Raw genomic sequence first — 17,856 nt, 5'->3', positions numbered from 1 at the left:
GAGAAATTTGGTAAGTTGGGGCTATTTGAACTTAATTACAGTCAGAAATAAATAACCCTTCATTGTACCAGAAAATATTTATGCAAGAGTTCTATGGATGCTTCTCTAGCTGAAGCGGAGAAATAATAGTGATTAAATTGGTAGTTTTGAAATTAAGTAAAAAAATCATCCCCATAAATAAATTGAGGAAATTTGATCGGGACGTATCAAAAAATAAAAAGTAAAAATATTGATAAACTTCTTTTGCCTTTTTACTTTTTACTTTTGCCTTGTTTGGTCATTACGAATTATCTTGGAGGGTAATACTGAGGATTCATCACTGGCGATTGATAACCGTTTGGCGGTACAGTGCTTCCCATACTGTTAGGTACAGGAGTGACAACAGGAGGCTGATAAATGCTCATGGGAACTGTGCCTGTTGTACCGTTGGGTAAAGCCGGATTCACAACCTGGGGCTGATAGCCGTTTGCGGGTACTGTATTTGTAGTAGTGCCAGGTGTGATAGCATTCTGGCTAAACTCTTGGTAAGCTAAACGAGAAATTGAGCTAATCAATTTTTCGGCACGAGGATCGTTTTCGGGGCGTTGTACCATAACAGAAGCTATATAGCGCTTGCCAGTTGGAACAACAATTAAACCTGCATCTGCCAACATTGTGCCGATATCACCCGTTTTGTGATATGCTCTAGCACCTGTTCCTAAACCTGAGGGTAGGAGAGTATCTTTCTGGGTGCGGCGCAAGATATCGAGCATGAGATCGCGTGATGGCGCACTCACTAAATTTCCCTGACTCACAATGGCCATCAAATTTCCTAGTTCCTTGGGACTAGTAGTGTTTGTCCCTTGCAAATCTGGGAGTTGATTACGAATTACCGTAGTTGTCAATCCCCAACTGCGGAAACGCTGGTTTAAAGCGTCCATTCCTCCCAGTCGAGCAATCAGCATATTTGTTGCTGTGTTGTCGCTGATTGTAATCATTTTAGTAACAACTTCCAAAGCGGCGTACTGGGTTCCCGGTGGTTTGTATTGCAGATTACCTGAACCGCCAGCTACCAAATCCTGTTGCATAGTTAGCATTTCATCCAGGTGAATTTTACCTGCGTCCACATCTTGGAAAAAGGCAAGCAAAATCGGCACTTTAATCGTACTGGCCGCTGGAAAACTGGTAGAGGCATTGATATCTACATAACTACCAGTATCCAAATCTACTAAGAAAACTCCGGGTGTGAGATTTGGGTTAGTGGCCGCCAAATTTTGCACGGCATTTTTCAACGAGGTAATTTCTTGAGATAGATATAGACTTGAAGACGCAACTGGAGGAGTTTGGGAAGGTTGCGGCTGCGATCGCACCACATTACTATTAGATTGCGATGTCGAACTTGTGCTGATGCGATTTGCTGGGTCTAATACTGACAACGCCGTGCCCACAATTGCACCCATCCCCACACCTACAATCAATAATCGCAAAACATACAATATGGTTTTGGCCATTGGCTTTAACCGGGTTTTCCGCGATGAGCGCCTGCTTGGTCTTGGCTTTTCCATCCGCACTGTTTTAACCATCACAGCACCGGGACGGAAGGGAGGAATTTTCCCCTTTGCACTAGGTATTGATTTTACTGCCGTTGGCATGACTAACCCCGATTTTACCCTACGTGTAGCACCAGGGATTGGGGGAGGACTGATTTGATTTTTTGAGCGTGTTAGCGCCCCTCCACGTCCATTTGTAGTTGGCGGCTGGCTGTTAGCTTTAACTTTCTTTTTCACCACTTTTTGAACTTTTTGTGGCGGCTGGCGGCGATTTAAGGGTTGACGCCGCGAGAAAGCTGTTAGTTCGTCACTTGACTCTGACACCGTTACTCCTTGTGACCCACTTGACTGTTTTCTTGCAGACTCCTGACCCAAAACTTAATCTTTAAGCAATATTAATACTCAAATTCTACTTTGCCACTAAGTAACATTTTTGTGTTTAGTTTAAGCGATATTAAATATTTTGGGGGGATGATTGCGTATATATTAAACGAATAATTACAAGTTTTCACCATCCCTCTGACTTTTCAGGGCCCATTCTACCTGCTGCAAAATTCCTCGCAGCATGGCTACTTCCCCAGTTTTCAGATGAGCGCGATTATATAGTTGGCGAAATTTTCCCATACGACTTGCTGCTGTATGGGGATACACATAGCCAATTTTCAGTAATAGTGATTCTAACTGCTGGTAGTATCCTTCCACAGCATCTAAGGTTGCGAGTTCCGTTTCGGGTAAGGTTTGGCTGTCAGGTTGTTGGGCAGATTGTGACAATTCATAACAACAGATTGCTACAGCAGTAGCCAAATTCAGGGCGACATAATCTTGACTTGTGGGAATACCAACAAACCGCTGTGCATAATTTAATTCTTCATTGCTTAATCCTCGATCTTCTCTGCCAAAAATCAGGGCTGCTGGTTTTTCTGGTTCTTCCAGTAACCAGGGTAGTGCAGTGCGGGGGTTTTCTAAAGGTGTTTCTAAACTGCGAGGGCGACCAGTAGTAGCGATCGCCCGTACACATCCGTGCAATGCTTCTGGTAAGGTTGCCACTATTACCGCAGATTCTATAATTTCCTGAGCGTGAACAGCCATCATCAAAGCTTCCGTCGAAAGCGGATCGCATTGGGGGTTCACTAATACTAAATTATATAGACCGAAATTTTTCATTACCCTGGCGATCGCGCCGATATTTATCGGCCCAGCTGGTTCTACCAACACAATTCTTAATCCAGCCAAGCTCATTTTTTTTTTGCCTCCTGCGATCGCACCAGTACTTACAGACTAATTTTCAGCGTTATACTTCTGCTGAAGAGTTTCCTTGAAATCATTTTAGCTGTGTAAGTGAATGCCTGCGTCAGGTCTAAACAGTTCAGCGCAATCTTTGCCGTTCAGCTAGTCGTTCGTCGCTATTTATTTGTAGCAATTTAATCGTTGTACGTCCTTGAGGCGTTAATCCCAGCAGATCCAGTTCTGAAAAGGTGAAGTGTTCAGCCCATTTCTGGGTGCGTGGGTTGAAAAGAAAACTAAAAGCCCCTGTTTCTGGATCAAAAGATCCTAAGTCAGTACCTTTATGACGATTACATCGCCAGCAGGTGAAAGCTAAATTATCAGTATTTGTTGCGCCGCCGTGCTTTTGAGCAATAACATGATCAATCTCATGGGCAAAAAAAGCAACTCCTGCGGGTAATTGGCAATATTCACATCTGTAGTTTGCGCGTTCTTCTACCAGTCGGCGAAGAACAATCGGAATATAGGTTGCACTCACAGTCAGCTGGTCAAATAAGATAAGTTACCTGCTTTAATCATCACAACTAAGTGTTCAATACGTTCATACTCATCTAGTTCTTTCAACTCCGTGGGTGTTAGTTCACCTGCGTTACTACGTGTTAACAAGGTACGCAACCGTTCTTGCATTTCGGGAGTAGGTTTAAATTCAGCAATTTGTTCAGCAGTGGGATTGCTAGCCAAAAAATCTAGGATATATCGGTAAACTTGTGCTGGTACAGCTGGTTGTTGGAGACTCAATGCAAGTAGTTCAGGTAAGCGATCGCCTACTTGTGCTAGTTGTTGAGATAATTCCTCTGATACTTCTAGGGTGATTCTTGGCATGGGGATTGCATTGGCAATTTACTATTATTAAATGATATATCTCGAAATTTTTCATACTCTGGCGATCGCGCCGATATTTATCGGCCCAGCTGGTTCTACCAACACAATTCTTAATCCAGCCAAGCCCATTTTTTGCCTCCTGCGATCGCACCAGTACTTACAGACTAATTTTCAGCGTTATACTTCTGCTGAAGAGTTTCCTTAAAATCATTTTAGCTGTGTAAGTGAATGCCTGCGTCAGGTCTGAAGAGTTCAGCGCAATCTTTGCCGTTAGGCTAGTCATTCTTCCACTGGTTCGAGCTTTCAATCTACAACATCAACTCGCTTTAATGCACCCGTCAATTCTGTCATAAACTCAACAAAGACACGAACTTTAGCACAGAGATAGCGTTTTTGCGGGTACAACACGGAGATCGGTAATCCAACTTGGGTCGCGTAGGATTGAAGAATTGGTTGGAGGTCTCCACGCGCGATCGCTTTGGCTGCGATAAATTTGGGAAATTGAACTACACCGGCTCCTTGAATGACCGCCTCTAAAATGACTTCTGAATTATCGAATCGCAGATAACTGTCAACAGAAAGGTCAATCGCTTTTCCATCTTGTTCAAACTTCCATTTAGGCTCTCGCCCAGTCTGTGGATAGATAAAGTTGACACAGCGATGCTGCAAAAGTTCTGTGGGTGTTGTAGGCGTGCCATACTGGGCGAGATACTTCGGCGAGGCACAAGTGATGTAGCGTGCAGTTGCCAGATGGTGCATGATTAAACGGCTATCACTGCTCATTCCAATCCGCACTGTCGCGTCAATACCTTCCTCAATCAGATCGATCGTGCGATCGTTAAAAGAAACATTCAGATTTAGCTTTGGATATTGTGTGATAAATTGCAGCAGAGCCGGAGCGATATGTATTTTGCCAAACACAAAGCTCAGATCGAGCCGCAATGTTCCAAGCGGCATTGATTGCGATTGTTTGACTTCGAGTTCGGCTTCTTCCAAATCGTTGAGAATTTGCTGACAGCGTTGATAAAATCGGTTGCCATCTTCGGTCAGCGTCAAGCTGCGAGTTGTTCGCTGGAGCAAGCGCACCCCCAAGTCATCTTCCAAACGCAATACGGCTCGACTCACGGCTGAAGGAGCCATACCTAAGTGTCGTGCTGCTTCCGAAAAGCTGCCAGATTGAGCGGAGCGGATAAAGATCGTCAGGCTTTTCAGCTTGTCCATTAACGCAAACGCATCTTTGAATTTTTTGCATAACTGTTTTGAATTTTAACTACTTTTTCTCTTTTGCTGTACAAGCTACTGTTTTGACAAGATAAATTTCAAATACACAAACAGCATTAAAAAAACAGACATGACACAGCAAACAACAGCAGAACGAATTATCTTAGTTACCGGAGCCACGGGCAATCAGGGCGGCGCAGTGGCGCGTCATCTTTTAAAGCGCGGTAACTTCAAGGTGCGTGCCTTTGTGCGCGATCCAAACAAGCCCGCCGCCCAAGCACTCCAACAAGCGGGGGCAGAACTCGTAACAGGAGACTTCAGCGATCGCGCTTCCGTTGATCGCGCTCTGCAAGGTGCTTATGGCGTTTTTTCGTTGCAGACCTTTCTTAAAGAAGGTGGATTAGAAGCCGAGATCCGAGATGGCAAAGCGATCGCAGATGCAGCTTCATCGGCAGGCATTCAGCATTTCGTCTACAGTTCAGTGGGAAGCGCCGAACGCAACACGGGCATTCCCCATTTCGACAGTAAATTTACTGTCGAAGAGTACGTTCGATCACTAGGCTTGCCCTACACAATCATGCGTCCAGTTTTCTTCTTTTACAACTACGCCTCAATGCGTCCAATGGTGGAGCAGGGCACGCTCTCCCAACCGCTTAGTCCTGAAACAAAATTGCAGCAACTTTCTGAAGAAGATTACGGGGCAATGGTCGCTGAGGTATTCGATCGCCCCGCCGAGTTCTTGAACCGCGAAATCGAAGTCGCCAGTGTAGATATGACCATGACAGAAATTGCTGCTGCATTCAGCCGCGTTCTGGATAAAACTGTCAACTACCAACAAATTCCGTTTGAAGCGTTTGAGCAGCAGGTCGGAGAGGAAGTAACCACGATGTATCGCTGGTTTGAGAACGTCGGCTACGGAGCGGATTTAGCGCAGTTGAAACGTGACTTTCCTTTTCCAAGCGACTTTGAATCCTATCTGCGCGACCACGACTGGACAAAATCAGATCAAAGCGCGTCTGATGTCAGGTCAAAAATGTGAATTGACAATTACAGCCCGATTAGAACTGGAACCTGCTAACTGGTTATAAGTTGGTATTGGAATCCTGACTGTTTGTCCAGATGTCACGATAGCTGAAGAAAGATATCAAATATATTTACCTACGGGTACTTAATAGAAGTTCCGCAACAGATTCTAATCATTAGCAATAATACTTCATTTCTCCCTCTTCTTATGCTAATCCTACAATGCATTTGTCGAGGGAGTATTTCTTTGTATTGGAATGTAGATTGATACTTCTAGGGTGATTCTTGGCATGGGTATTGCATTGGCAATTTACTTATTATTAAATGATATATCTCGAAATTTATCATTCCCCTAGCGATCGCTCCGACATTACTCACCCCAGCTACCTTTACCAACACAATTCTTAATCCGCCAAGCTGATTTATTTGTCTCCTGCCCCCTGCCTCCTGCCCAAATATGTCTCACATTCTGGTCGAAAATCTCAGGAAGACTTTCTTTGTGTCTGAACGTTCCTCTGGGCTTTTCGGTTCAATACGAGGACTTGTGCAGCGAAAAACAAAAGAAGTTTATGCCCTCAAAGGAGTTTCGTTTTCCCTGGAACGGGGAGAGCTTGTAGGATACATTGGCCCCAATGGAGCCGGTAAATCGACCACGATAAAAATTTTAAGCGGTATTCTCGTACCTTCCAGTGGAAAATGCCTAATTGGCGGAAGAACTCCTTGGAAAGATCGAATCAAGCACGTTAATCGTATCGGTGTAGTGTTTGGTCAAAGAACACAACTCTGGTGGGATTTGCCAGTGATTGAATCTTTCGATTTGCTGCGGGATATTTATCGCGTTCCCCAATCAGAATATCGCCAGACACGCGAAGAAATGATTGATTTGCTTGGTCTAGGAAGCTTTCTCTCGACTCCGGTGAGACAGTTAAGCCTTGGTCAAAGGATGCGATGTGACTTTGCAGCTGCAATGCTTCACAGACCAGAAATTCTTTTTCTTGATGAACCCACCATTGGGCTTGATGCAGTTTCCAAGCTTGCAGTCAGAAAATTTATCAAAGCGCTGAATAAAACTCATCAAGTAACCACCATCCTAACTACCCATGATATGGATGATATTGAGGCATTGTGCGATCGCATAATTATTATTGGTGGAGGTGAAATCCTTTGTGATGGAACTCTAGCAGCACTGCGTTCTCAAGTTTCCTCGCGTCGATACTTAAGAATCGACCTAGCAAAGGATGATTTCTTTTTTGAGCAAGAAGGAGTCAGTATTATCTCTAAAGAAGGTCGCACCGTAACTCTAGCCTTCGATCCCACAAAGCTTTCTGCTGCATCTTTGATTAGCCAAATTACCTCGCAACACGAAGTAGAGGATCTTTTTGTGGAAAATCCACCCATTGAAGAGATAATTGCTGAACTTTATGCAATTTCAGCCGGAATTAGCCCATGAAAGCATATTGGTCACTGTTTGTTGCTAGATTTACACTGCTGTTGCAATACCGTGCTGCTGCTTTGGCTGGCGTTGGGACTCAGCTTTTTTGGGGGTTAGTAAAAGTAATGGTTTTACAGGCATTCTTTACTCATACAACCTCTGCTCAACCTATCACTTTTCAACAAGCTGTAGGATATGTGTGGCTGGGACAGGCATTTCTGATGGCGATTGTCCCTTGGGGAGGTGATAGAGATATTCAAGAACTCATCCGAACTGGTGCTGTCGGATACGATCTTCTTCGACCTACAGACCTTTATAATTTTTGGTTTACTCGCGCTTTGGCACTTCGCACAACGCCCCTAATACTTCGTGCTATTCCGCTTCTTGGTGTCACAATTTTTATTTTTCCCCTTTTAGGGCTTGATGAATGGTCGCTTTCTTTTCCACCCTCCTTTGCTTCTTTTGTTGCCTTTCTTCTCTCTTTTATTGGCGCAACTTTACTTTCGTCTGCATTAACTATGCTTCTGACTGTATCAATGATGTGGACGATTTCGGGCGAGGGAATTAATAGTATTCTACCTACTCTTGTTACTATCTTCTCTGGCATGATTGTTCCATTGCCACTTTTTCCTGAGTGGAGCAAGCCTTTTTTAAATGCACTACCTTTTTCAGGACTAATCGACAAACCTTTTCGTCTTTTTACTGGTAATCTTCAACCAAATGTCCTGTTTAATGTTTTGCTGCATCAAGCTTTTTGGATAGTTGTCATTATTATCCTTGGGCGAGTTCTTGTGAAATATGGCATCAAAAAGCTTGTAATTCAAGGAGGATAAGTCAATAATTCGTAATTCGTAATTTTTTAAGCAGGAAGATAAATTAGATAATTTATTTTAGATAAAAATTAAACCGTGACTATGAATGATTTTTTACTTTACATTCGATATATTTCTGTATCTTTCAAGTCGCAAATGCAGTACAAAGTTTCTTTCTGGCTGCAAGTCATAGGGCAGCTTTTAGTAACTGCTGTTGAATTTTTTGGAGTCTGGGCACTTTTTAGTCGTTTTAATAGTATTGGTACTTGGACTTTAAATGAAGTTGCTCTATTTTATGGAATAGTTAATATTTCTTTCGCTTGTGCTGATGCCCTTGGAAAAGGGTTTGACTCATTTACAACAATAATTAAAAGTGGAGACTTCGACCGTTTACTTGTTCGTCCACGCACCACAGCACTTCAACTTTTAGGTAAAGAATTTACTTTGAAACGAATCGGAAGATTTTTTCAAGGAATTGTTGTTATGTTGTGGTCACTTTCATCACTCGATATCCCTTTAAATTTTAAAACTTTATGGCTTTTGGGTACTTCATTTCTTGGTGGGGTTGCGCTCTTTGTTGGCATTGTCATTATGCAAGCAACCATCACCTTCTGGACTATTGAATCTCTCGAAATTATGAATATCCTCACTTATGGAGGAGTCGAAACGGCTCAGTACCCTCTTGCAATTTCTAGCAAGTGGTTTCAGCGATTCTTTACTTTTTTGATACCGCTTGCTTGCGTCAGTTATTTTCCTTTGCTTGCAGTACTTGAAAAAGAAGATGCTTTTTTTGTGCCCTTGTGGTTTTGTTATGTCTCGCCAATCGCAGGGATTATCTTTCTGATGGTTGCGCTTCAGCTTTGGAAAATAGGAGAGCGATACTATTGTTCTACTGGCAGCTAGTACAACAAAATTTTAGCTGTGTACTCAGGTAGGTGTATTTTCAATGGGTAGATTGCACTTTTCTAAACAATGCCACAGGAATCTCAAATGAAAAACTACAGGAAAGGTTGGTTACGTAAAAGACTCAAAATTACTCTGATTTTCCTGTTAGTGCTAGGGCTATTGTTTGTGGGATTTGCTACCTACACCGTGCGCCAATCCTTTCCGCAAGAGAGTGGCACAATTCAATTACCTGAACTGAAAGCTGAAGTAACCATTCAGCGTGATAAATGGGGAGTTCCCCATATTTATGCTGCCAACTCCCACGATTTATTTATGGCGCAAGGTTATATCCATGCCCAAGAACGCTTTTGGCAAATGGACTTTTGGCGACACATTGGTTCTGGGCGACTCTCAGAAATGTTTGGTTCTTCTCAAGTTGATACTGATAAATATCTGCGGACAATGGGTTGGGCGAGGGTGGCGCAGCAAGAAATTCAGGAAATTAATGCAGAGATGAAGGTATATCTGGAAGCTTATGCCGATGGTGTCAATGCCTATTTGACAGAGCATCAAGGTAGCGCCCTGAGTCTGGAATACACTGTGCTAAAGTTTCTCAATCCTGGGTATAAGCCAGAACCTTGGCAAATTTTGCATTCTCTGACTTGGGGTAAGGTAATGGCTTACGACTTGGGCAGAAATTTCGAGAGCGAAATTGAGCGTGCTATTTTGCTCAAAACCCTTACTCCCACTCAAGTAGAGGAGCTTTTTCCACCATACCCTCAAGACTTGCCAGTTATTTTACCTGAGTTGCAGCAAGGAGAAAAAGCAGAGAAAGGGAGGAACAAGAATGTTGAAGTACTTCTCAATTCTCCAGATGTATTACCTGCTTTAGAGTCAATTACTAAGCCGATGATAGCTTTAGAAAAACTCATTGGGCCTACGGGAATAGGTATTGGGTCTAACAACTGGGTAATATCTGGTCAGCGGACGGCTACAGGTAAGCCAATCTTGGCGAATGACCCGCACTTAGGTGTGCAAATTCCCTCTATCTGGTACGAGGTTGGTTTGCACTGCACACCCAAAAGTGCAGAATGTCCCTACAACGTTTCTGGCTTTTCCTTTGCAGGAATGATTGGAGTAATTATCGGTCATAGCGATCGCATTGCCTGAGGTGTCACCAATGTACAATCTGATGTAATGGATTTATACATCGAGAAAATCAACCCAAATAACCCCAATCAGTATGAGGTAAATGGCAAATGGGTTGATATGCAGCTTGTGCAAGAGACGATTCAAGTAGCGGGAAGTCAGCCGATTGTGCAAACGGTTCGCTATACCCGACATGGGCCAATTCTCTCTGATGTTTCGCCTAATCTGAAGCAATTCAAGCCAACTCAGCCGCTAGAAGTACCGCAAAACTATGCCGTAGCCCTACGCTGGACAGCCTTAGCACCTTCCAAACTAGGGTATGCCATTCCCCAAATCAATCGCGCCCAAAACTGGCAGGAATTCCGCACTGCTGCCAGCAATTATGATGTCCCGGCTCAAAACTTGGTCTACGCTGACATTGATGGCAATATTGGCTACCAAATGCCTGGTAAATTCCCCATCCGCGCTCAGGGAGATGGGCGTTACCCTGTTCCTGGTTGGACGGATGCTTATGAGTGGCAAGGCTATATTGACTTTGAGAAATTGCCCAAAAGTTTTAATCCATCCCAAGGTTATATTGCTACTGCCAATAATTTAGTTATGCGTGAATATTCTTACCTGATTACCGCAGACTGGGTTTATGGCTACCGAGCAAAGCGGATTGTTGAGATGATTTCACAACAAACGCAACCGATTTCTTTAAAGGATGTACAGCAGATACAGGGTGATAATCGCAATTTAAATGCACAGACATTAGTGCCACTACTAAAATCAATCGCTGTTGATACTCCCCACTTACAAGCAGCCCAAAAACTGCTGCAAGATTGGAATTTGCAGTTAGGAATGACATCGCCTGCGGCTGCTTTATTTGAAGTATTCTGGAAACACTTGCTAACAGATACGTTTCACGATCAGTTGCCCGAAAAGTACTTTCCGAATGGAGGCGATCGCTGGTATGCTGTGGTAGCAAATCTGGTCAAACAGCCCAATAGTTCTTGGTGGGACAACCGCAACACTCCAAAAGTTGAGAACCGCGACCAAATCCTCCGGCAATCCTTTATTAAAGCCGTGGATGAACTAGAACGAATTCAAAGCAAAGACCCGAACAACTGGAATTGGGGTAAGCTGCATACCATTACTTTTCGGAATGCCACCTTGGGTAAATCTGGGGTTGCACCGATTGAAGCTTTATTTAATCGTGGTGCATTTGCTACATCTGGTAACGGCGAAACAGTGAATGCTAACCGTTGGAGAGCAAATAAATCCTTTGAAGTGACTGATATTCCTTCACTACGAATGATTGTAGATTTAGGAAATTTGGATAACTCAGTAGCAATTCACACCCCTGGACAATCAGGCCATGCTTTCCATAGCCACTACAACGATATGGTTGAACCCTGGCGCAAAATTGAATACCACCAGATGTTATGGGAATCAAAGAATGTTACAGAAAATACGACTGCCACACTGAGATTAATGCCAAAATTGGCGGAGTAAAGGACGACATGACTATCTAATTTAAAATTGGGTCGTTTGCGTGTAATTACATACACATTATCGAAAAAATGAAGTATAAAGTAACAGGGCAGAAAGAAGGTTAAAAACAGAAATAAATATTCTTTTTAGAAAAAGTATTTTCGCCGCTCATCCATTCTACTGTCCAACTTTCACGAAACATAGTTGGAGATCATAGAACCTATGCAACGCGTATTTAAGCAAAGTTTTATACTTTCAGTTACTACTGCGATCGCTTTATTGTTTGCAGGTTGTGGCGAAAGTAAAGTTGCTCAATGTAACAAAGTAATAAAAGTTGCTAATCAGGCATCTACTCTAGGTCAAGAATTCGCTAAAAATCCCAATCCGGCAAAAGGTTCCAAAGCTTTAACTGAACTTGCTGGTAAAATAGACCTACTTGCCACGGAGATGAAAGCAGTAGAAGTTAAAGATGAAAAATTGCAAGGTTTTCAAGGACGCTTTATCACACTCTATCAAAACATCAGCAAGCAATTGAATAATGCAGCAACAGCCATAGATAAAAAGAATCTACCAGCAGCCAAGGGCTTTTTAGTATCTCTGCAAAAAAGTAGTAGCGAAGAAAGTTCAATAGTGACAGAAATTAATAGCTACTGCTCTAGTAAATAACTAACTCTTGGCTCCCACCTCTGTAATTATCGGTACTGGATTAATTACCAACAAGCACTTGTTTGAGACTCTTTTTTGGGTATTTTTTGTCTAATACCAATTTGAAAAATGATTGCGACAGATGGAAAACTGAAACACTTATCCACCAATGGATGTTTCACAATCCAAAATCTAAAATCTAAAATCCAAAATGGTATAAGTCCATTAACCAGAACCCAGCGATTAGGATTCCCCATTGCATACTACAGCGTACCGCCAAGTCCGCATCCGGGATGAGCGTGAGTTACTAAGGTTAGATATGGGTCGATGAGTTACTCTGCATCACGATAGTTCCGGTTGGATAACGGCTAGTTTCAGACAATTCCAAAGTTACGAATAATCCAGAGATACCTGTGTCATAAAAGTCGGCAGGCATCCAGAATTTATTTAACACCTTTCCTTGGGGATTAATTTTCAGAGTACCACAGGGAATTTTTTCGCCATCAGCGATCGCCCAAAGTCGATAGACTTTCCCTGTCGGGGGAGCCACCAGATTTTGCACGGCTAGAATCCCCTGTCGTTGTCCTAAATTCACCACAAAGCTACCCGCAGCAGTATCCGACGCATTCACAGCTTTGAGAGAGAAAAGTTGTGTCTGGGACTGTTGCAGTAGGGTATTGATGTCTTGAGCCATACGAAAATCCTGTCGCAAGCGATAGTTATCTACTCCTAAATACAGAATGAGGAGTGCCGCGACACTACCCATGATGGCGTACCAGAGGGAGCGAGACGGTTTCTGGGAGGGTTGGAAAGTCGTGGTAGCGGCAGCCAGAATGGCAGATTGGAGATGGGGAGGCGGTTCAACGCTGTTTAAACTGTAAACAACCTGGTCTAAGGTTGCCTGAAGCCGCTTCACTTCTGCCACTAATGCGGGATTTTCTGCTAGCAGTTGCTCGAAAACCTCTACTTCGGCGCGATCGAGGTCGCCCACAACATAGCCTGCTGCCAAGGTTTCGATTGCTTGAGGAGTAAGGGGTTCAGTCACGTCGCTTCGCTCCGAATTCAAAATTCAAAATTCAAAATTAATGATCCCCATAAATAGATTTAGGGGCTTGTATCATGAGTCGTTTTCGGTCATAACCTTAGTCAATGGAGTGTTGTAAAAGTTGCTTCAGTTTCAAGAGTCCCTGGCGAGTCCAGCTTTTCACGCTTCCCAGGGGTTTATGCAGTTGTTGGGCAATTTCTGATTGGCTCAGTCCGGCATCATAGGCCAGTTCGATCACCTGTCGTTGCTGATCTGAAAGCTGGGTTAATGCCTGCCGCACTTGCTGCGATCGCTCATTGAAAACAGCCTGCTCAACCGGAGTATGCGCGGGGGGTGCAGCAGTGATATTCTGCCCCCAACGTTGCACCAAATTAAGGGTGCGACTGCGCGATCGCAATTTGTCGATCGCCCGCGATCGAGTCATGACAATCAGGTAGCGCATCAAATGACCGTGGCGAACTGGGTCAACCGGACGCTGCCATAATGATAAAAAAATTTCCTGGGTTAGGTCTTCGGCTTCCGGCTGGCTTTGCAAAACTTTCAGCGCCACTCCATACACCACGCTGCCGTAGCGCTCGTAGAGACACCTTAACGCCGTTGGTTGCTTTGCTTTCAGGTCATCCAAAAGTGCGGCATCGCTGGAGGATGACGGTTCTGATGAATGGCGATCGGGAGAACTTAGATCCATAGATTCAGGTGAATAGACCGAGGCTAATTTCTCTGCAAAAATGCCCAATGCATCTTGCAATGTGAGTGCCAATCCTGATTTCACAACTTTTGAGTATAGAGCAAACTTACTTTCATTTTTAAAACGATTGGTGAAGCTAATTAGATGAGTCTAGCGTCGAAATTTTGCAGAAGTGGGTTATTTCGTTCTGATTGGTTAAGGTTATTCTCGCGCCTCAAACCGAACGAACCGTGAACATCGGACTAGCAACGGCATTTGAAGAGTTTAAATCCAAAATTGGTTCCCAGTCGTATTAAAGGTAGAGAAAAGTAAGTAACCCACTTAGCATTCTTTCCAGGCATAAGTTGCAACTAAATTCCTGAAATCACGCTAATTGTTTACCTGCCTACTCCTACAGCTTTATAAAACTGGGCATTACAATGCAATGCCTTGACGAAATTTATATCGTCAATCTGCAATGTCCTTGTTTGTTATGTCATATTTTGCACTTTTAGCAGTTTGGATTCGACCAATTTGCTTGAAAGTTTGTGCTGCATCCAAGCATTGAAGGTCAGTAAAAACGCTGTAGTCAAATAACCGATCTCAAAGGTAATTCTATGCGACGCTCTATTTCTGTGCTGTTAACAACACTGCTTCTGTCTGCCACCATTTTGCCTGCTGCGGCGCAGGCTCAAACCGCACCAACCAGCCTCAATACCTACGCGGCAAATCAACCCTCTGGAAACCAACTCAAGCCTTTTAATTTGGTTTATCTGGCGTATCAAGGCTACTTAAAAGACCAAGGTATTCCCAGCAGTCGTGCATTGATGTCGGCGATCGCATCTGGAACAATCACGTCTCAAGACATTATTCAAGCTGCTGTCAAAGCGAATCGACTACCTGAGCAAGCGTTAAGCGATCGAGGCTATCGCCATAACCTTGAAAATCAATTGCAAGAATTTACAGCAGACTAAAAAACTGGCGTTACTGAATCAATATGATGAAAAACACATTTCGCAAGTATCATCGGCTAATTGCTACACTCTTTTGTTTGCCGTTACTCTTTACTGCTCTGACTGGCATTAGCATTGCCATCGCCGATACATGGTTGCATCAAGAAGAGATTGCTGCATTTTTAATCACTGTTCACACCTTCCAAATCTTCAAACTCGATGCCATTCTGCCAGTTTTGAATGGGCTAGGTCTGATTGGCTTAGTGGCTACCGGACTCTCGCTGACCGGACTGTTTACTAAACGTCATCAACCAAAGCGGATAAAAGAACGCTCATGAAATACATTTCTTATTTTTTCATAGCGATCGCCAGTGCCTTCCTGGTAATCCTATTGTCGTTGTCATCCTGTAGTCCGAACCATAAGGCAATGACTAACCAACCAATAGTGATGAAAGAGCAACCCCAAACTAGCCAACAAACTGCCGATACTACAGTCAAAATTCGTAATTTCAAATTTGAACCAGCGAATTTGGCGATCGCTGTTGGTAAAACTGTTCAGTTTCTCAATGTCGATGAAGAACCCCACACGGCGACGGCTACGGATGGTACTTTCAACTCTAAAGCACTGGATACCAATCAAACCTGGAACTACACCGCTACCAAACCGGGAACCTATCCCTATATTTGCTCAGTTCATCCCTTTATGAAAGGGACGCTGACGGTAACAAATAAGAAAAACTAACCAGAGGAATACCAATGCAACGCAGAAAATTTATTGAACACGTGGGCTGGACAGGACTCGGCATTGTGTGGGCTGTTGGTGCAAATGGCTTATTAACTGCCTGTCAGGTGGGAGAACCAAATGCTCAAAAATCATTCACGACTTCACCGTTTTCCTTCGTTCAAATTAGCGATACGCACATCGGCTTTAAAAAACCTGCAAATGAACATGTCACCGATACGCTTCAGAAAACGATCGATGCGATCAATGCCTTACCCACTCCACCCGCCTTTGTCATTCACACCGGAGACATCTCCCATTTATCTAAACCAGAAGAATTCGATCTGGCGAAACAACTGCTTTCCCAATTGAAAGTCCCACTGTTTACTCTCCCAGGGGAGCATGATACGATTGGCGATCGCGGCAAAGCTTACGACGAAGCTTTCAACCGAAAGGATGTCAAAGAGGGTTTACAGGTTTGGGATCAGGCGGGAATACACTTTGTTTCTTTGACCAATGTGCTGGACTTTGGGGCAACCGGCACAGGCAAACTAGGTGAGGCGCAACTGGATTTGCTCTCCAAAGATTTGGCAAACCAGAAACAAGATACGCCTCTAGTGGTTTTCAGCCATATTCCCCTATATGACCTTTATCCCAAATGGGGATGGGCAACTGCTGATTCTGCTAAGTTGCTTTCACTGCTATCTCGTTTTGCATCGGTAACAGTGTTAACGGGGCACATCCATCAAGTGATTGAGCATAGCGAAGGCAATATTCGTTTCCACACCGCTGCGGCGACTGCCTATCCCCTCCCCGCTCCAGGTCACGGCGATCAACCTGCTCCCGTCAAGCTCCCTGAAAATAATCTGTTGGCGGTGCTTGGATTCCGCACAGTTGAGGTAATTTCCGGGAAGGATACTAGAGTTGACCAACATACTCTGGGGTAAAAATATCGCATTCTGGATGTTTCTAAGAGCTAGCTAATGGTTCGGTTGCAAGGTTCTTGGATTGAAGAAGAATTCAGAAGTCAGAATGGGCTATGCCCCGCTCTGCTCCTGACTCCTGAATTCTGTTCGATAAATATTAGTTAAATAGTTGGGCGATAACCACCAAAAACAGCAAAGCTAAAATTTTTGTACCAGCAATCCACATTTTGGAACCCAGCCGCCTCTAGCCAGGTAAGTTGAATATCAAGGGTTGCCATGCGATCGTATTCCATACGTTTTTGTGCTGCTTTGAGATCCTGCTCTGAGATATTCTTTGCGCGGACAGAATCTAACCAGTGTTGACGATAAAGTTTTTCTAAATCAGGCGTTTTGCCAAGAACTTGATCAGCATTGACAAATATTCCTCCAGGATTAAGAACATCATAAATCCGTTGATAAAGAAGTTTTTTATCAACATCTGACAGATGATGAATTGATAAGGCTGAAATTACAATATGATATGAATCACCTAAATTAGTGTCAACGTAATCACCAATTAATATTTTGGGAAATTTACCCATTTGGCTAAATCTAAACTTAGCTTTTTCTAACATCTCAGGGGCTAAGTCTAGTAAGGTAAACTCTGCATTCGGAAAGACGGACTGAACCATCCCTGAGTAAAGTCCAGTACCAGCACCCAAATCTAGAATTTTCATCGGTGCGGTGTCGTCACCTGAGATAATTTCAACGGCTGTTTTGTAGAAGTCATCAAAACAGGGAATTAAAGTCCGACGTAAGTTATCGTAATCTACTGCGGCGGAATTAAATGCTTCTTGAATATTCATTGTCTAATTTTTAACAGGGGTAAAACTTTTTGTTTTAATAACTCAATTAAAGCTGGTTCCATATATTCATAGTCATCTGGGATATCTAAACATATAACTCTTTTATCTTTAAGGAAGGGCTGAAAATTTTTCGAGAGCTTATTTCTATGGGATTTTTCCATCACAAAAATAATATCAGCCCATTGAATAGCCTCTGTTGATAACGGTACTTCAGCAGAATGATCTAAGCCTGCTGATTCCGTTTCAAGTCCTTCATATTCAGAAAACACAGCCTCGGCTGTCGGACTTCGCAATTTATTCTGGCTACAGATAAATAAAAGCTTTTTCATTAATTAAGTAGCCTCTTGCTGATCTAACTCTAAAAAAAGTTCTTTATCTTTGACAAAGATGGAAAATCCAAATGTCTCACCATTTTCAAAAT

General features: G+C 43.2%; 18 protein-coding genes and 2 pseudogenes. 10 read left to right on the top strand and 10 right to left on the bottom strand.

The features are described 5' to 3' along the window. Positions 1 to 287 precede the first annotated feature (287 nt). The 6 genes and pseudogenes from V7L31_RS20185 to V7L31_RS20160 all read right to left on the bottom strand — a co-directional run bounded on the left by V7L31_RS20185 (position 288) and on the right by V7L31_RS20160 (position 4,856). The gene (locus tag V7L31_RS20185; RefSeq protein WP_334697889.1) at positions 288 to 1,853 is read right to left on the bottom strand and encodes a serine hydrolase; all 1,566 of its coding nucleotides are present in this window, start codon (positions 1,851 to 1,853) and stop codon (positions 288 to 290) included. Positions 1,854 to 2,027: 174 nt separating this feature from the next. Then, complete coding sequence (locus V7L31_RS20180; RefSeq protein ID WP_334697888.1) at positions 2,028 to 2,768, bottom strand: RNA methyltransferase; 741 nt, start codon at positions 2,766 to 2,768, stop codon at positions 2,028 to 2,030. Positions 2,769 to 2,895: 127 nt separating this feature from the next. After that, complete coding sequence (locus V7L31_RS20175) at positions 2,896 to 3,291, bottom strand: HNH endonuclease (protein ID WP_334697887.1); 396 nt, start codon at positions 3,289 to 3,291, stop codon at positions 2,896 to 2,898. A gap of 2 nt (positions 3,292 to 3,293) precedes the next feature. Next, entirely contained in the window at positions 3,294 to 3,635 is a 342-nt protein-coding gene (locus V7L31_RS20170; protein ID WP_334697886.1) for a hypothetical protein, read from the bottom strand. A gap of 1 nt (position 3,636) precedes the next feature. Next, positions 3,637 to 3,764 (bottom strand): annotated as a pseudogene (locus V7L31_RS20165) (TrmH family RNA methyltransferase); the annotation flags it as partial. A gap of 174 nt (positions 3,765 to 3,938) precedes the next feature. Further along, positions 3,939 to 4,856 (bottom strand): LysR family transcriptional regulator, encoded by a 918-nt coding sequence (locus V7L31_RS20160; RefSeq protein WP_334697885.1) that lies wholly within the window; start codon positions 4,854 to 4,856, stop codon positions 3,939 to 3,941. Between the two features lie 130 nt (positions 4,857 to 4,986). Between V7L31_RS20160 and V7L31_RS20155 the strand changes: the two genes are divergently transcribed. The 6 genes and pseudogenes from V7L31_RS20155 to V7L31_RS20130 all read left to right on the top strand — a co-directional run bounded on the left by V7L31_RS20155 (position 4,987) and on the right by V7L31_RS20130 (position 12,299). Continuing rightward, positions 4,987 to 5,895: an NmrA/HSCARG family protein gene (locus tag V7L31_RS20155; RefSeq protein WP_334697884.1), complete on the top strand. Its 909-nt coding sequence runs from the start codon at positions 4,987 to 4,989 to the stop codon at positions 5,893 to 5,895. Positions 5,896 to 6,378: 483 nt separating this feature from the next. Then, a complete protein-coding gene (locus V7L31_RS20150; protein WP_334697883.1) occupies positions 6,379 to 7,329 on the top strand; it encodes an ABC transporter ATP-binding protein in 951 nt (316 codons plus the stop codon). Beyond that, the gene (locus tag V7L31_RS20145; RefSeq protein ID WP_334697882.1) at positions 7,326 to 8,144 is read left to right on the top strand and encodes an ABC transporter permease; all 819 of its coding nucleotides are present in this window, start codon (positions 7,326 to 7,328) and stop codon (positions 8,142 to 8,144) included. Before V7L31_RS20150 ends, V7L31_RS20145 begins: the two co-directional genes overlap by 4 nt. An 81-nt stretch (positions 8,145 to 8,225) precedes the next feature. Continuing rightward, positions 8,226 to 9,026 carry an ABC transporter permease gene (locus V7L31_RS20140; RefSeq protein WP_334697881.1) on the top strand — a complete coding sequence of 267 codons (801 nt, stop codon included), beginning with the start codon at positions 8,226 to 8,228 and terminating at the stop codon, positions 9,024 to 9,026. Between the two features lie 87 nt (positions 9,027 to 9,113). Continuing rightward, a pseudogene (locus V7L31_RS20135) lies at positions 9,114 to 11,654 on the top strand (penicillin acylase family protein). A gap of 201 nt (positions 11,655 to 11,855) precedes the next feature. Next, entirely contained in the window at positions 11,856 to 12,299 is a 444-nt protein-coding gene (locus tag V7L31_RS20130) for a hypothetical protein (protein ID WP_334697880.1), read from the top strand. A gap of 292 nt (positions 12,300 to 12,591) precedes the next feature. On the opposite strand, the gene V7L31_RS20125 is transcribed toward V7L31_RS20130, so the two are convergent. Both V7L31_RS20125 and V7L31_RS20120 read right to left on the bottom strand, forming a co-directional pair. Beyond that, entirely contained in the window at positions 12,592 to 13,323 is a 732-nt protein-coding gene (locus tag V7L31_RS20125) for an anti-sigma factor (protein WP_334697879.1), read from the bottom strand. A gap of 97 nt (positions 13,324 to 13,420) precedes the next feature. Further along, positions 13,421 to 14,095 carry a sigma-70 family RNA polymerase sigma factor gene (locus V7L31_RS20120; protein ID WP_334697878.1) on the bottom strand — a complete coding sequence of 225 codons (675 nt, stop codon included), beginning with the start codon at positions 14,093 to 14,095 and terminating at the stop codon, positions 13,421 to 13,423. A gap of 512 nt (positions 14,096 to 14,607) precedes the next feature. Between V7L31_RS20120 and V7L31_RS20115 the strand changes: the two genes are divergently transcribed. The 4 genes from V7L31_RS20115 to V7L31_RS20100 are packed head-to-tail and all read left to right on the top strand — an operon-like array spanning position 14,608 to position 16,611. Further along, a complete protein-coding gene (locus tag V7L31_RS20115; protein ID WP_334697877.1) occupies positions 14,608 to 14,964 on the top strand; it encodes a hypothetical protein in 357 nt (118 codons plus the stop codon). 23 nt (positions 14,965 to 14,987) lie between these two features. Beyond that, positions 14,988 to 15,281: a peptidase gene (locus V7L31_RS20110; RefSeq protein ID WP_334697876.1), complete on the top strand. Its 294-nt coding sequence runs from the start codon at positions 14,988 to 14,990 to the stop codon at positions 15,279 to 15,281. Further along, a complete protein-coding gene (locus tag V7L31_RS20105) occupies positions 15,278 to 15,685 on the top strand; it encodes a cupredoxin domain-containing protein (protein ID WP_334697875.1) in 408 nt (135 codons plus the stop codon). Before V7L31_RS20110 ends, V7L31_RS20105 begins: the two co-directional genes overlap by 4 nt. Before the next feature lie 14 nt (positions 15,686 to 15,699). Beyond that, positions 15,700 to 16,611, top strand: coding sequence for a metallophosphoesterase family protein (locus V7L31_RS20100; protein WP_334697874.1), 912 nt, complete (start codon positions 15,700 to 15,702; stop codon positions 16,609 to 16,611). Positions 16,612 to 16,751: 140 nt separating this feature from the next. Here V7L31_RS20100 and V7L31_RS20095 read toward each other — a convergent pair whose 3' ends face one another. Together V7L31_RS20095 and V7L31_RS20090 are read right to left on the bottom strand one after the other, a co-directional pair. Beyond that, positions 16,752 to 17,435: a class I SAM-dependent methyltransferase gene (locus V7L31_RS20095; protein ID WP_334697873.1), complete on the bottom strand. Its 684-nt coding sequence runs from the start codon at positions 17,433 to 17,435 to the stop codon at positions 16,752 to 16,754. Then, the gene (locus V7L31_RS20090) at positions 17,432 to 17,764 is read right to left on the bottom strand and encodes a low molecular weight protein tyrosine phosphatase family protein (protein ID WP_334697872.1); all 333 of its coding nucleotides are present in this window, start codon (positions 17,762 to 17,764) and stop codon (positions 17,432 to 17,434) included. The genes V7L31_RS20095 and V7L31_RS20090 overlap by 4 nt, the downstream gene beginning before the upstream one ends. Positions 17,765 to 17,856: the final 92 nt, after the last annotated feature.

It is taken from the genome of Nostoc sp. (assembly GCF_036916655.1).
GTDB lineage: Bacteria > Cyanobacteriota > Cyanobacteriia > Cyanobacteriales > Nostocaceae > Nostoc.
The sequence above is the reverse complement of the archived record's forward strand: the minus strand, read 5'-3'. Positions and strand labels throughout refer to the sequence as shown.

What these genes read in the sequence shown, in the direction of transcription:
- V7L31_RS20155 (WP_334697884.1), top strand. Translation starts at nt 4,987, where the DNA reads ATGACACAGCAAACAACAGCAGAACGAATTATCTTAGTTACCGGAGCC.
- V7L31_RS20095 (WP_334697873.1), bottom strand. Translation starts at nt 17,435, where the DNA reads ATGAATATTCAAGAAGCATTTAATTCCGCCGCAGTAGATTACGATAAC.
- V7L31_RS20170 (WP_334697886.1), bottom strand. Translation starts at nt 3,635, where the DNA reads ATGCCAAGAATCACCCTAGAAGTATCAGAGGAATTATCTCAACAACTA.
- V7L31_RS20105 (WP_334697875.1), top strand. Translation starts at nt 15,278, where the DNA reads ATGAAATACATTTCTTATTTTTTCATAGCGATCGCCAGTGCCTTCCTG.
- V7L31_RS20130 (WP_334697880.1), top strand. Translation starts at nt 11,856, where the DNA reads ATGCAACGCGTATTTAAGCAAAGTTTTATACTTTCAGTTACTACTGCG.
- V7L31_RS20090 (WP_334697872.1), bottom strand. Translation starts at nt 17,764, where the DNA reads ATGAAAAAGCTTTTATTTATCTGTAGCCAGAATAAATTGCGAAGTCCG.
- V7L31_RS20115 (WP_334697877.1), top strand. Translation starts at nt 14,608, where the DNA reads ATGCGACGCTCTATTTCTGTGCTGTTAACAACACTGCTTCTGTCTGCC.
- V7L31_RS20160 (WP_334697885.1), bottom strand. Translation starts at nt 4,856, where the DNA reads ATGGACAAGCTGAAAAGCCTGACGATCTTTATCCGCTCCGCTCAATCT.
- V7L31_RS20100 (WP_334697874.1), top strand. Translation starts at nt 15,700, where the DNA reads ATGCAACGCAGAAAATTTATTGAACACGTGGGCTGGACAGGACTCGGC.
- V7L31_RS20110 (WP_334697876.1), top strand. Translation starts at nt 14,988, where the DNA reads ATGATGAAAAACACATTTCGCAAGTATCATCGGCTAATTGCTACACTC.
- V7L31_RS20145 (WP_334697882.1), top strand. Translation starts at nt 7,326, where the DNA reads ATGAAAGCATATTGGTCACTGTTTGTTGCTAGATTTACACTGCTGTTG.
- V7L31_RS20180 (WP_334697888.1), bottom strand. Translation starts at nt 2,768, where the DNA reads ATGAGCTTGGCTGGATTAAGAATTGTGTTGGTAGAACCAGCTGGGCCG.
- V7L31_RS20140 (WP_334697881.1), top strand. Translation starts at nt 8,226, where the DNA reads ATGAATGATTTTTTACTTTACATTCGATATATTTCTGTATCTTTCAAG.